Raw genomic sequence first — 13403 nt, 5'->3', positions numbered from 1 at the left:
CGGTGAGAAGGGCCGGCATAGGGCATCCGGCGAGGGCTGTCCGCGGGTGTGCGAGACTGGCCCGGATGTCCCTCAGCCTACCGGCGGACCCGGCCCGCGCCCGGAGCCTCACCCGTGTCGTTCCCGAGGTCCTCGCCTCGCTCGAGGGGCGAGGGGAGTGGTTCCCGCCCGTCTCGGGTGCGGTCCTCTTCGTGGTCGACGGACTCGGCGCCCGCAACCTCGGCGCGCGCTCGGGGCATGCCCGCTTCCTCACGGAATCCGGTGCGAAGAAGGACGTGGCCCGCACGGTCTTCCCCTCGACGACCACCGCCGCGCTGACGTCCCTGCTGACAGGGGTGGATCCGGGTCAGCACGGGCTGGTGGGCTACCGAGTGCGGATCCCGGGCACGCATGAGGCCCCGAACCAGCTCAAGGGGTGGGAGACCCACGGGCTCGATCCGCTCTCGTGGCAGCGCGCGCAGCCGATCTTCGAGCGCGAATCGGGCGCGGGACGCCCGTGCTTCGTGGTGTCTCGCGCGAAGTTCGACGGCTCCGGCTTCACCAAGGCGATCATGCGTGGAGCGGACTTCGTCCCCGCCGCCAATGCTGCCGACGGCGCGCAGATCGCGGCGGACCTCGTGGCACAGCATCCCGGAGCCCTCGTGTATCTCTACGCACCCGAGTTGGATGGCATCGCCCATCAGCGCGGCTGGGAGTCGGATGAGTGGGCGCATGCCCTGGAAGCCGTGGACGCTGCGGCTCGATCTCTCGCTTCCGCCCTGCCCGCCGGAGCGGGCGCTCTGGTTACGGCGGACCACGGCATGATCGACGTGCCTCGTCACCGCCAGCTCCTGCTCGGGGAGGGGGACGGCCTCATGGACGGGGTGGCGGTCATCGGCGGCGAGCCGCGGATGCTGCACCTCTATGCCGAGGCGGGGCATCAGGATGCTGTGCTCGAGGCGTGGAGAGCGTCGGAGTCCGCGCGGTCATGGGTGATGTCGCGCGACGAGGCCGTCGATGCCGGGCTCTTCGGCGCGGTCGCTCCGGAGGTGCGCGAGCGGATCGGAGATGTCCTGGTCGCTGCGCGCAGCGGTGTGGCGTACTACGACGATCGAGGTGCCGACAAGGCACCTCAGCGCATGGTCGGCCAGCACGGCTCGCTGACGGACGAAGAGCGAACGGTTCCGCTCATCCGTCTCGGCGCGTTCGCCTGACCAGGCGTTGGGCGACGAGCCCGGGCGTTCGCCTGCCGGGTCGCGTCAGTCCTCGCCGCGTGCTCCGAAGACGATCTCGTCCCACGATGGCATCGACGTGCGCCCCTTGCGGCGACCGGATGCTTCGGCAGCGACCGGACGATCCCGGTCGGCGTCGTAATCCGGTTCGGGTTCGGGAGCAGGGCTCGGGGATTCCTCATAGCCCGGCTCGAGAGCATCGAAGAGCGCGACCGGGCTTGCGCCGCGGGTGGACGAGAACTGCTCGGCGCCGGGAAGCGGCTCTCGCTGGCCACGCCTGCGCCGAAGCGCCTCGAGCAGATCCGCTGTCTCAGGCGTCGTCACGATGGGCTCGTCCGCGCGCTTGATGGCAGCCTGCTGCACAGCCGGCGCCGCCGGCGACGGAACGTCGGGCGACTCGAGATCGGCTTCCGGGGCGGGAAGCCGGCGAGGACCGAAGGCGCCGCTGTCGAAGCGCGAGTCGTCCTTGAGCGGGGTCTGGTCGAGGGCTCGCAGACGCGGGATGAGACCCTCCGGCAGCGACCCCTGGCGGGAGAGCTGGATGGCGTCGGGGTTCAGCGGTGAGAGCGTCGATCGGCGGGGCTCGAAACCCCATCGCGCATCGTGGTCGACCTCATTCGCCGTGAACTCGAGTTTGACGATCCAGCCGTTCGCCTCTTTCCAGCTGGTCCAGCGCTCCCCGCTCGCACCGGCCTCGGCGAGCTTCGCTCGCACGGCTGTTCCGAAGGTGGGGTGCCGGTCGCCCTCGAGGTCGGAGCCGAGCAGGACGGGCACGGCAAGCGCCTGTCCGACGATGTGCTCGCGCTCGGCGAGGACGGGGCCTTCGAAGCGCGCGACGTCTTCCACCCGCGCGTTCAGGAGCTTGGCCACCTCCTCGGCGGACAGGCCCGCGCGAATGTGGGCCTGCACCTCACGAGGGCTGGGACGCGGGGACGTGCGTTCGTCGCCGTCTCGTTCGCGACGCGCACGGCGCACCTCGGCACGCAGCACCTCGTCGATCGCGAGCGAGAAGCGCTCGCCCGACTCGGTCGCCAGAACGAGTCTGTCGTTCTCGGTTCCGATCACCTTGAGCTGTTCCATGCGAACCGCCCTCTCCGATCCAGCCGTGTCCGGCAATGCTCGCACAGTGGACTCGGTCCGGCGGGAATATCCCGGGCGTGCCGCGAGTTTCACGGATGCACACCACGACCACCGCCGGCACCGCATTTGCGATTCGGCCCCAGGTCGTGCAAACTATGGCCGCCCACGAGGGCTTGCGCCCCAAGGATTTTCCGGAAGTAGAGACGTTTACGCATGGCTACCGATTACGACGCCCCCCGCAAGACCGAGGACGACAGCGAGTCGATCGAGGCTCTCAAGGAGCGAGTCCCCGACAAGATGTCGGGCTCGGTTGATGTCGAGGACGCCGACAACCCCTCGGGCTTCGAGCTCCCCGGCGCCGACCTCTCGGATCTCGAGCTCGACGTCGTCGTGCTGCCTCCTCAGGAGGACGAGTTCACCTGTGTCAACTGCTTCCTGGTGAAGCATCGTTCGCAGCTCGACCACGAGACGGCGGACGGCCCTATGTGCGCGGAGTGCTCCGCTTAGCCTGAGCTCGCCGGATCGCCGCGCTCAGGCGGTCCGGCGTCCTCGATGAGAGCACCCATGCGGGTGCCGGATCGTCCGGGTCCTCGACCGGGACGACCACGAGGCCCTCGATCCCGCCGCGGATGACGTGCCAGGCCCGAGGGTCGAGCTGCGGTCCGCGTGCGGCGCGTGCAGCCTCGCCGTCAAGGGGCTCGGGTCGCCCAAGGACGTCGACCGGGATGCGCGCCCGGCCCGCGTGCAGCATCCCGTCCCGAACAGCGATCACCGGCGAACCCGCGATCAGCAGGCCGACGAAGAGCACCCCGACGAGCCCGCCGGCAATGAGCGCGACGGTGGTGTCGATGGGGGCCAGCACCAGGGTCGCCATGGGTGCGACGAGCGCTGCGCTCACCAGGACCCAGAGCGACGGACTGAGGCGCTCATGGAAGGCGCCCCGGGCCGCCGAGGGCGAACCGTCGCCTGCTGACATCTGCATTACCCTCGTTGAGTGACCGAAACAGTGGACGTCCTCATTATCGCGCCCGCCGTTCCGGTCTATGCCCACCCTGGGGATGCCGGAGCCGACCTCACCTCCGCTGAGGCGGTGCGTCTCGAGCCGGGGCAGCGGGCGCTCGTCGGCACAGGCGTGCGGATCGCTCTGCCGGACGGTTTTGCGGCATTCGTCGTTCCACGCAGCGGGCTGGCCACCAAGCACGGCATCACCATCGTCAATTCGCCGGGGACGGTGGATGCCGGCTACCGCGGCGAGATCAAGGTGACCCTCCTCAACACCGACGCCCACCACGCTTTCGACATCGCGCCGGGCGACCGGATCGCCCAGCTCATCGTGATGCCCGTGCCCCGAGCGCGCTTCATCCCGGTCGAGACGCTGCCCGAAAGCATCCGCGGTGAAGGCGGATTCGGGTCTACCGGGTATCAGGCTGGCGCATCGGCGATGCCGACGAGCGGCAGCGAGCCCTCGGGAGGAACCCCCCACGAGGCACAAGACGACAAGGACGGAGTCAGGGCATGACCGACGTCACCCCCTCAGACGACACCCCCGACGAGGCGGAAGAAGCCACGGCCGCACCGCCCTTCGCCGACCGAGCGGAAACGGGCCCCTTCGATGAATCGGAGGCCAATCCCGTTCGTCCGTACATCGACTTGGGCGGCATCAAGATCCTTCCGCGTGAGGGCCTGAATCTGCGTCTCGAGGTTGAGGAGCAGACCAAGCGCATCGTGGCGGTGGGACTCGACTACGCCGGATCCACCTTGCAGGTGCAGCCCTTCGCGGCGCCCCGGTCGACGGGACTGTGGGAGGAGACGCGTGAGCAGATCCGCCAGCAGATCCGCCAGCAGGGCGGACGCGTCGAGGAGCGCGAGGGCCCGCTCGGACCCGAGCTGCTCGCCGAGGTCCCGGTGCTCGCCGGAGCAGACGGCGCCGCGGGCAAGCGCCTGGCGCGTTTCGTCGGCGTCGACGGACCGCGGTGGTTCCTCCGCGGGGTCATCGGCGGATCGGCGACGTCCGACGTCGAGGCCGCTGCCAAGGTGGAGGATCTCTTCCGCTCGATCGTCGTGGTACGGGGCGGAACCCCGATGCCGCCGCGCGACCTCATTCCGCTGAAGATGCCCGCCACCCCGGGCACGGCATGACGGACGACCGCGTCGCAGCCTCTTCGTCGGAGGAGCCCGAGGAGGCCGCCGAGCCGGCCGCGTCCGATCTGCTCGGGGCGGCACTCGGCGGGGCCGCGCGACGCGCCGGGCTCGACCCCGCGTCCGAAGCCAGCACGGGCCACGTCGTCTGGCGTGCCATGGGCGGCTGGCGCGGCATCCTGGAATCCGTCCTGCCGGGGCTCGTCTTCATCATCGCGTGGACGCTCACGGTCGATCCCGAGACGGGACAGGCGAACCTGCCGCTGAGCCTCGGACTCTCGGTCGGGCTGGCGGCGGTCTTCACGATCGTGCGCCTCGTCCAGCGGGGCCCGGCCGGCGCCGCCATCGGCGGCCTCATCGCAACGGGGGCGGCGGCGGCACTCGCCCTGTTCACCGGACGGGGCCAGGACAACTTCCTGTGGGGCTTCGCCACCAACGCCGTGTACGGCACGGCCTTCCTGGTGTCGGCTCTCATCGGCTGGTCCCTGATCGGCCTCGCTGTCGGATTCCTGATGGGCGAGGGCACCGCCTGGCGTCGCGACAAGCGCAAGCGGCGCGCCTTCTTCTGGCTCGCGATCGCGTGGGCCTCGCTGTTCGCGCTGCGGCTCGTCGTGCAGGTGCCGCTCTACTTCTCGGGCGACGTGGCGGCTCTGGGAACGACGAAGCTCATCATGGGCCTGCCCCTGTTTGCCCCCATGGTCGCCGTCACCTGGCTCGCGGTCCGTGCCCTGTATCCGTCATCCACGCGCGGGCGGATCGCATCCCCGGAGTGATACATTTATCTTGACATCAAGATAAATTTCACCGCGCGACTCTTAGGCGATCCTCACTAGCCGATAGGTGCCGCGAGGGGAAAGATAGGGGAGTGCTGGGCTTCGCCCCGCTCCCGCCGCCGACGAAGGAGACACACGTGTCCACGGTTGACAGCTTCGGTGCCAAGAGCACCCTGACGGTCGGCAGCACCGACTACGAGATCTTCCGCATCGACACGGTGCCGGGGTACGAGACGCTGCCGTTCAGCCTCAAGGTGCTGCTCGAGAATCTGCTTCGCACCGAAGACGGCGCGAACGTCACCCGCGAGCAGATCCAGGCTCTCGGATCGTGGGATGCCGCGGCCGAGCCGGACACCGAGATCCAGTTCACGCCCGCCCGCGTGGTGATGCAGGACTTCACCGGTGTTCCCTGCATCGTCGACCTCGCCACGATGCGCGAGGCAGTCGCCGCCCTCGGGGGCGATGCGAAGCGGATCAACCCGCTGTCGCCGGCAGAGATGGTCATCGACCACTCCGTCATCGCCGACCTGTTCGGCACGGAGAACGCGCTGGAGCGCAACGTCGAGATCGAGTACGAGCGCAACGGCGAGCGCTACCAGTTCCTGCGCTGGGGCCAGACCGCTTTCGATGACTTCAAGGTCGTGCCTCCGGGCACCGGCATCGTGCACCAGGTCAACATCGAGCACCTTGCCAAGGTCATCTACGACCGGGTTTCGACAAGCTCAACCAGCGGGGAATCGGTGCTGCGCGCCTACCCCGACACCTGCGTCGGCACCGACTCCCACACGACCATGGTCAACGGTCTCGGCGTGCTCGGCTGGGGCGTCGGCGGCATCGAGGCCGAGGCGGCCATGCTCGGCCAGCCGGTGTCGATGCTCATCCCCAAGGTCGTGGGCTTCAAGCTCTCCGGCGAGATCCCGACGGGCGTCACCGCGACCGACGTCGTGCTGACGATCACCGACATGCTGCGCAAGCACGGTGTGGTCGGCAAGTTCGTCGAGTTCTACGGCGAGGGCGTGGCATCCGTCCCCCTCGCGAACCGCGCCACCATCGGCAACATGAGCCCGGAGTTCGGCTCCACCGCGGCGATGTTCCCGATCGACAGCGTGACCGTCGACTACCTGCGTCTGACCGGCCGCGACGAGCAGCAGCTCGCGCTCGTCGAGGCGTATGCCAAGGAGCAGACGCTCTGGCACGACGCGTCGCGCGAGCCCGTGTTCAGCGAGTACATGGAGCTCGACCTCTCGACGGTAGTCCCGTCGATCGCGGGTCCCAAGCGCCCGCAGGACCGCATCGTGCTCTCGAACGCCAAGCAGCAGTTCGAGAGCGACCTCCTGAACTACGCGGAGATCGACCACGACCTGGTCGATCTCGAGGGCTCCGAGTCGTTCCCGGCGTCCGACCCCCCGGGCAACTCTCCCGAGGAGGAGTACAGCCACCACCAGCATCACCACCACAGCCACGCGCCGGCCACGGCGTCGAAGCCGACCCCGGTGACCCTCGCCGGCGGCGAGCAGTTCGTGCTCGACCATGGCGCCGTCACGATCGCCGCGATCACGTCGTGCACGAACACCTCGAACCCGTCCGTCATGCTCGCGGCCGGTCTCCTGGCCCGCAATGCGGTGAAGAAGGGCCTGAAGGCCAAGCCGTGGGTCAAGACCACCCTCGCGCCCGGCTCGAAGGTCGTCACCGACTACTACGAAAAGGCCGGTCTCACGAAGGACCTCGAGGACCTCGGCTTCTACACGGTGGGCTACGGCTGCACGACGTGCATCGGCAACTCGGGGCCGCTCATCGAAGAAGTCTCGGCGGCCATCAACGAGAACGATCTCGCCGTGACGGCAGTGCTCTCGGGCAACCGCAACTTCGAGGGCCGCATCAACCCCGACGTCAAGATGAACTACCTCGCGAGCCCGCCGCTCGTCATCGCCTACTCGCTGGCCGGTTCGATGAACTTCGACTTCGAGGTCGACGCGCTGGGTACCGACCAGGACGGCAACGACGTCTTCTTGCGCGACATCTGGCCGGACTCGGCCGAGGTGCAGGCCACGATCGACTCGTCGATCAACAAGGAGATGTTCGTGCACCAGTACGCGAGCGTCTTCGAGGGCGACGAGCGCTGGCGGACACTGCCGACGCCGACCGGCGACGTGTTCGAGTGGAACGATGCATCGACATACGTGCGCAAGCCCCCGTACTTCGACGGCATGACGATGGAGCTGACTCCGGTGGCCGACATCTCGGGCGCGCGTGTGCTCGCGACGCTCGGCGACTCCGTGACGACCGACCACATCAGCCCGGCCGGCAACATCAAGGCGGGCACTCCCGCGGCTCAGTACCTCACCGAGCACGGCGTCGCACAGAAGGACTTCAACTCGTACGGCTCGCGTCGCGGCAACCACGAGGTGATGATCCGCGGCACGTTCGCGAACATCCGCCTGAAGAACCTCCTCGTCAGTGCGGTCAACGACGGTGCTGTGGTGGAGGGCGGCTTCACCCGCGACTTCACGCAGGAGGGCGGCCCGCAGTCGTTCATCTACGACGCGAGCCAGAACTATCAGGCTGGCGGCACGCCGCTCGTCATCTTCGGCGGCAAGGAGTACGGCTCAGGCTCGTCTCGCGACTGGGCGGCGAAGGGCACGAGCCTCCTGGGCGTCAAGGCCGTCATCACCGAGAGCTTCGAGCGCATCCACCGGTCCAACCTCATCGGGATGGGCGTCGTGCCGCTGCAGTTCCCTGCCGGATCCAGCTGGAGCTCGCTCGGGCTCGACGGCACCGAGATCGTGTCGATCACGGGCCTCGAGCAGCTGAACGAGGGAGTGACGCCCAAGACGGTCCACGTCACCGCAGCCCCGAGCGAGTTCTCCGCGCCCGGCAAGGAGACGGTTGAGTTCGATGCGGTCGTCCGCATCGACACGCCGGGCGAGGCCGACTACTACCGCAACGGCGGCATCCTCCAGTACGTGCTTCGCTCGCTCGTCTGAGCGATCGCCTGCGTGTCGGGCCCCGCACCTTCTCAGAGGTGCGGGGCCCGACCTTTTGTGCGCTCCGCGCTCGGGAGCGCCCCAGACCGGCCCCGGTAGACTGGCCCGGAGCCTCCGCACTGGGCGGGAGCACGGGACGGAAGCCCCGGCACGGACCTTCGAGGGAGGGCGGATGGTGATTCTTCCGACCATTGCGGGACCCCGAGATCTCGACTCGCTCAGCCTCGAGCAGCTCGACGAACTGGCCGGCGAGGTGCGTGAGTTCCTCATCCAGAACGTGTCCCGCACGGGCGGTCACCTGGGGCCGAATCTCGGGGTGGTCGAGCTGACCATCGCCATCCACCGCACCTTCCACTCGCCGGAAGACCCGATCATCTTCGACACCGGCCATCAGTCGTACGTCCACAAGCTCCTGACGGGTCGTCAGGACTTCTCGGGCTTGCGGACGCGGGGCGGACTCGCCGGGTATCCCCAGCGCTCCGAGAGCCCGCACGACGTTGTGGAATCGTCCCACGCCTCGAGCTCGCTCAGCTGGGCCGACGGCATCTCCCGGGCGCTCACCCGTACGGGCCGCCGGGATCGGCACGTCGTCGCCATCGTCGGCGATGGCGCTCTCACCGGCGGCATGACGTGGGAGGCGCTGAACAACATCTCCGACGACAACAACCGCAACCTCGTCATCGTCGTCAACGACAACGGCCGTTCGTACGCCCCGACGATCGGTGGCATGGCGCGCTATCTCAACCGCGTGCGCACCGCCGAGACGTATGAGAATCTGCGCGGCTCGTCCGAGTCGTTCTTCGGCAAGCTCGGACCGGGCGGACGGGCGATGTACCGCGGACTCCGCGGCGGCACCCATGGCTTCCTCAGCCGCTTCACCAACAACGCCGCCCTCTATTCCAACCTCGACATCAAATACCTCGGACCCGTCGACGGACACGACCTTCCGTCGCTCCTCGAGACCCTCGAGATCGCGAAGTCGTACGGCGCCCCCGTGCTCGTGCACGCGATCACCGAGAAGGGGCGTGGGTACGAGCCGGCGCTCCTGGACGAGGCCGACCAGTTCCATGCCGTCGGGCGCATCGACCCGGTGACCGGCGAGGCCCTCGGCTCCGGCGGCGGCACCTCCTGGACCGATGTCTTCGCGGAGGAGCTCCCTGTCCTGGGCGAAGAGCGGGACGACATCATCGCGATCACCGCCGCGATGCTCCGGCCCACCGGGCTGCTGCCGTTCTCCCAGCGGTTCCCCGACAGGGTCTACGACGTCGGCATCGCCGAGCAGCACGCCGTCGCCTCAGCGGCGGGACTCGCCTATGGCGGACTGCATCCGATCGTGGCGCTGTACGCGACCTTCATGAACCGCGCCTTCGACCAGGTGCTGATGGATGTCGCGCTCCACCGTGCGGGAGTGACCTTCGTGCTCGATCGCGCGGGGGTAACGGGCCCCGATGGTCCGAGCCACCACGGCATCTGGGATCTCGCGATGCTCCAGCTCGTGCCGCACATACGCATCGCCGTTCCCCGTGACGCCGAGCGCCTTCGCGAGGAGCTTCGCGAGGCGGCGGTGGTGGACGACGCCCCCACGGTGATCCGCTTCCCCAAGGGTTCGGTCAGCCCAGACCTGCCCGCGGTGGAGCGCCTGGAAGACGGCGTGGACGTCCTCGTCGAGAGCGACGCCAGAGACGTCCTGCTGATCGGCATCGGACCGATGGCGCACATGGCCGTTGACGTCGCCGCGCGGCTTCGCGCCCAGGGCATCGGGGCGACCGTCGTGGATCCTCGCTGGGTCGTGCCGGTGCAGCCGTCCATCGTGCGGCTCGCAGCATCCCATCGTCTCGTCATCACCATCGAGGACGGCATCCGCGTGGGCGGCATCGGCACGCGGGTGCGCCAGGTTCTCCGCGAATCCGGCGTCGACACCGCTGTCGACGAGCTCGGGGTGCCTGACGAGTTCATCGATCACGCCAGCCGTGAGCAGATCCTCGAAGATGCCGGCCTCACCGCCGCCAAGATCGCCCAGGATGTCGTGGCTCAGGTGCTCGGTACGCGCATTCCGGTCGCGCGCCCTGCCACGAGCGAGCTTCCGACGATCCCGGAGTGGGCCACCCGCAGCGAAGCCTGACCTCAGCCGACCGTGGTGAGCCGGCTGGACAGCACGGCCGACGCCGCGTCCCACGCTCGGTCCTGGCCGCCCCTGGCAGCGGTGGCCATCGCCTGAGACAGGAGATAGCCGTCGGTGAGCGCATCGCCCGTCACGACGACGCTCAGAAGCTCGATGCCGCACTCCCGACGCACATCATCTCTGCACTCCGCCACGATCACGGGGGAGAGCACGTGGTTCGTCGGCAGTGTCGGGCCCTCGAATCGGCGCACGATGTCGCGTAACGCTGCGCCTACGATGTTGCCGGCCCTCTCCTTGACGTCGACGACGTCGAGCTCCAGCACTCTCAGGTCGTGACCGGAGACGAATGGGCGCCAGTCGAACGACGCGTGGACGAGGTGCTGGTGCGCGCTGGCGCCCGTCAGCTGGCGTATGGGCAGATCGGTCGACCGGGCACGCACATCGACCCTCCGGTACCAGTACAGGATCGGAAACGCTCCGTGCGTCCCCGGACGGAGCACCACGACCTCACGTCCCTCGCTGCCGGTCCCGCGCGTGCCTCGCCGGATGATCGGCTTGCCGTTGCGTGTGCGGATCGCGGCCGATCCCTCGTCGATGGTGACGAGGAAGAGCTTCATGAGGGCCGGCAGCACGAGCAGGAGCGTCAGGGCCGCCCCGCTGGTCTTGACGAGGACATTCAGGGCGCTTCCGCTGAACATGCCTGTTATCGCATCGAGCATCCGACCGGCCTTTCCATCGCAACGGACGATGCCAGGATGCCGCGATGTCGGCGCAGGGATGTCACTCGGACGCGGTCCAGCCGCAGATTTCACCGCTCGGTCGGCGATCGTTCGCCTCCCGGTCGTCGGCGCTTTCGTGGAGCGCCGGATCGATCGCGCCGAAACCGACACGGGCCGGCCGCCGAGGCGGCCGGCCCGTCTCTCTGCCGGATGCTTCAGCCGGCGATGCCCCGGATCACCGGGTGGTGGAACGTATCGCCGAAGACACGCTCGGATGCACCCTCACGGTCGAGATATGGCGATGCTCCTCCGTCGATGAAGGGCCAGCCGGCGCCGAGGATGAGGCAGAGGTCGATGTCCTCGACCTCCGGGGCCACGCCCTCGTCGAGCATGATCCTGATCTCGGCGGCTAGGCCGTCCTGGACGCGCCGCAGGATCTCGTCCTCACTGCGCGGCGATGAGCCGACCGCACCCTTGAGCACTCCCGATGCCGCCTTGGACCAGCCCGTCACTCGACCCGACTTGTCCTTCTCGACGACTTCCGGGAGCTCGGCGAGCTTGTGGAAGTTCTCGTTCGCGTAGAACCGGTCGGGGAAGGCATGAGCCATCGTGTCCTGCACGTGGGCGGCCACCTTCCAGCCGACGAGGTCGATGAGCTGGAAGGGGCCCATCGGCAGACCCAGCGGGCCGAACGCCTTCTCGACCGTCAGCAGGGGAGTGCCCTCATAGACGGCCCTCGCCGCCTCGCCCATGACCTTGGCGAGGAGGCGGTTCACCACGAAGCCCGGCGCATCGGCGGTGAGCACGGCATTCTTGCCCAGCCCGCGCGCGACGACGAACGCGGTCGAGAGCGCGGCATCCGTCGTCTGCGGAGTCTTCACGATCTCGATCAGCGGCATCACCGCGACCGGATTGAAGAAGTGGAAGCCGACCAGCCGCTCGGGGTGTGCGAGCTTCGCTCCGATCTCCTCGACGGACAGGGAAGACGTGTTCGTCGCCAGGATCGTGTCGTCGGCGACGATCTGCTCGATCTCGCCGAAGACGGCCTGCTTCACGCCGACCTCTTCGAAGACGGCCTCGATCACGAAATCGCAGTCTGCGTACGCCGTCTTGTCTGTCGTCCCTGTGACCAGGGAGCGGAGCCTGTTCGCGGTGTCGCCGTCGAGCCGGCCCTTCGCCTCGAGCGTGCCGATCTCTTCGTGGATGCGAGCGACCCCCGCCTCGACGCGCGCCTGATCAAGGTCGGTGATCAGCACGGGCACCTGCAGCTTGCGGACGAACAGCAGGGCGAACTGGCTCGCCATGAGGCCCGCGCCGATGATCCCGACCTTCGTGATCTTCTTCGCGAGGTCCTTGTCAGGGGCACCCACCGGTCGCTTCGCGCGCTTCTGCACGAGATCGAATGCATACATGGATGCCGCGAACTGGTCGCCCGTGACGAGCTCGGCCAGCGCCTCGTCCTCGCGGGCGAAGCCCTCCGCCTTCGTGCCGCTCTTCGCCCTGTCAAGCAGCTCCAGCGCCGCGTACGGCGACTTCGGCACGGTGCCGATCTTCGATTCGAGCATGCCGCGCGCCATCTTGATCGCGATCGGCCACTTGGTGAGACGCTCGATCTTGCCGGGCTCGTTCTTGCGGTGCACCTTGACGGACCCGCCGAGCACGCCGTCCGCCCACCGCAGCGAATCCTCCAAGTAGTTCGCCGCGGGGAAGATCGCGTCCATGATCCCGTAGTCGAAGGCCTGCTGAGGCTTCAGCATCCGGTTCTGCTTGAGCGGATTCGAGATGACGACCTCGAGCGCGTTCTCGATGCCGATGAGGTTGGGCAGCAGGTAGGCACCGCCCCAGCCCGGAATGATGCCGAGGAAGACCTCGGGGAGGGCGATGGCGGCAGCCGAGGCATCCACTGTCCGGTAGGTCGAATTGAGCGCGATCTCGAGTCCGCCGCCGAGCGCGAGCCCGTTCACGAAGGCGAAGGACGGCACTCCGAGGTCGGGGAGCTTGCCGAAGACGTGGTGACCGAGCTGCGCGATCAGCCGCGCATTGTCCTTCGACCCGAGCCGGGAGATGTCGGACAGGTCTGCGCCGGCCGCGAGGATGTACTGCTTGCCGGTGATGCCGACGGCCTGGATCTCGCCCGCCGCGGCGCGCGCCTTCAGCGTCTCGAGCGACGCGCCCAGTTCCTTGAGCGTCGTCGGGCCGAGCGTGTTGGGGCGGTTGTGGTCGCGGCCGTTGTCGAGCGTGAGGAGGGCGAGGACCTTTCCCGAAGGGAGGCGGATGTCGCGCACGCGCGAGCGCGTGACGACTTCCCCTTCCGCGAGGGCGGCGAGCGGCGAGAAGTCGATCTCGGAGTACTGATCAGAGGATGGGTTGGTCAT

General features: G+C 68.3%; 11 protein-coding genes. 7 read left to right on the top strand and 4 right to left on the bottom strand.

All coding sequences use genetic code 11. The annotated features are described in order from the left end of the window. The first annotated feature begins 65 nt into the window (after positions 1-65). Positions 66-1193 (top strand): alkaline phosphatase family protein, encoded by a 1128-nt coding sequence (locus tag AC1DP3_RS04390; protein ID WP_477291642.1) that lies wholly within the window; start codon positions 66-68, stop codon positions 1191-1193. Between the two features lie 45 nt (positions 1194-1238). Here AC1DP3_RS04390 and sepH read toward each other — a convergent pair whose 3' ends face one another. Then, positions 1239-2291, bottom strand: coding sequence for a septation protein SepH (sepH, locus tag AC1DP3_RS04385; RefSeq protein WP_477291640.1), 1053 nt, complete (start codon positions 2289-2291; stop codon positions 1239-1241). Between the two features lie 213 nt (positions 2292-2504). Between sepH and AC1DP3_RS04380 the strand changes: the two genes are divergently transcribed. Further along, complete coding sequence (locus AC1DP3_RS04380) at positions 2505-2798, top strand: DUF4193 domain-containing protein (protein WP_477291638.1); 294 nt, start codon at positions 2505-2507, stop codon at positions 2796-2798. Here AC1DP3_RS04380 and AC1DP3_RS04375 read toward each other — a convergent pair. Next, a complete protein-coding gene (locus AC1DP3_RS04375) occupies positions 2773-3267 on the bottom strand; it encodes a DUF3093 domain-containing protein (RefSeq protein ID WP_477291636.1) in 495 nt (164 codons plus the stop codon). The two genes, AC1DP3_RS04380 and AC1DP3_RS04375, sit on opposite strands and share 26 nt — an antisense overlap. An 18-nt stretch (positions 3268-3285) precedes the next feature. On the opposite strand from AC1DP3_RS04375, the gene dut reads away from it, so the two are divergent. From dut to dxs, 5 genes are all read left to right on the top strand, one after another. After that, positions 3286-3810 carry a dUTP diphosphatase gene (gene dut, locus AC1DP3_RS04370; protein ID WP_477291634.1) on the top strand — a complete coding sequence of 175 codons (525 nt, stop codon included), beginning with the start codon at positions 3286-3288 and terminating at the stop codon, positions 3808-3810. Further along, complete coding sequence (locus tag AC1DP3_RS04365; RefSeq protein ID WP_477291632.1) at positions 3807-4430, top strand: DUF3710 domain-containing protein; 624 nt, start codon at positions 3807-3809, stop codon at positions 4428-4430. The genes dut and AC1DP3_RS04365 overlap by 4 nt, the downstream gene beginning before the upstream one ends. After that, positions 4427-5203, top strand: coding sequence for a DUF3159 domain-containing protein (locus AC1DP3_RS04360; RefSeq protein WP_477291630.1), 777 nt, complete (start codon positions 4427-4429; stop codon positions 5201-5203). The genes AC1DP3_RS04365 and AC1DP3_RS04360 overlap by 4 nt, the downstream gene beginning before the upstream one ends. 137 nt (positions 5204-5340) lie before the next feature. Beyond that, complete coding sequence (acnA, locus tag AC1DP3_RS04355; protein ID WP_477291628.1) at positions 5341-8187, top strand: aconitate hydratase AcnA; 2847 nt, start codon at positions 5341-5343, stop codon at positions 8185-8187. Positions 8188-8359: 172 nt separating this feature from the next. Next, complete coding sequence (gene dxs / locus AC1DP3_RS04350) at positions 8360-10309, top strand: 1-deoxy-D-xylulose-5-phosphate synthase (protein ID WP_477291626.1); 1950 nt, start codon at positions 8360-8362, stop codon at positions 10307-10309. A 2-nt stretch (positions 10310-10311) separates the two neighbouring features. Here dxs and AC1DP3_RS04345 read toward each other — a convergent pair whose 3' ends face one another. Both AC1DP3_RS04345 and AC1DP3_RS04340 read right to left on the bottom strand, forming a co-directional pair. After that, the gene (locus tag AC1DP3_RS04345; RefSeq protein WP_477291624.1) at positions 10312-11028 is read right to left on the bottom strand and encodes an SPFH domain-containing protein; all 717 of its coding nucleotides are present in this window, start codon (positions 11026-11028) and stop codon (positions 10312-10314) included. A 215-nt stretch (positions 11029-11243) separates the two neighbouring features. Continuing rightward, positions 11244-13403, bottom strand: a complete 2160-nt coding sequence (locus tag AC1DP3_RS04340) for a 3-hydroxyacyl-CoA dehydrogenase NAD-binding domain-containing protein (RefSeq protein WP_477291622.1) — start codon at positions 13401-13403, stop codon at positions 11244-11246.

The organism is Microbacterium sp. P5_B6, from assembly GCF_056400345.1.
This window is presented reverse-complemented; position numbering and strand designations above follow the sequence as displayed.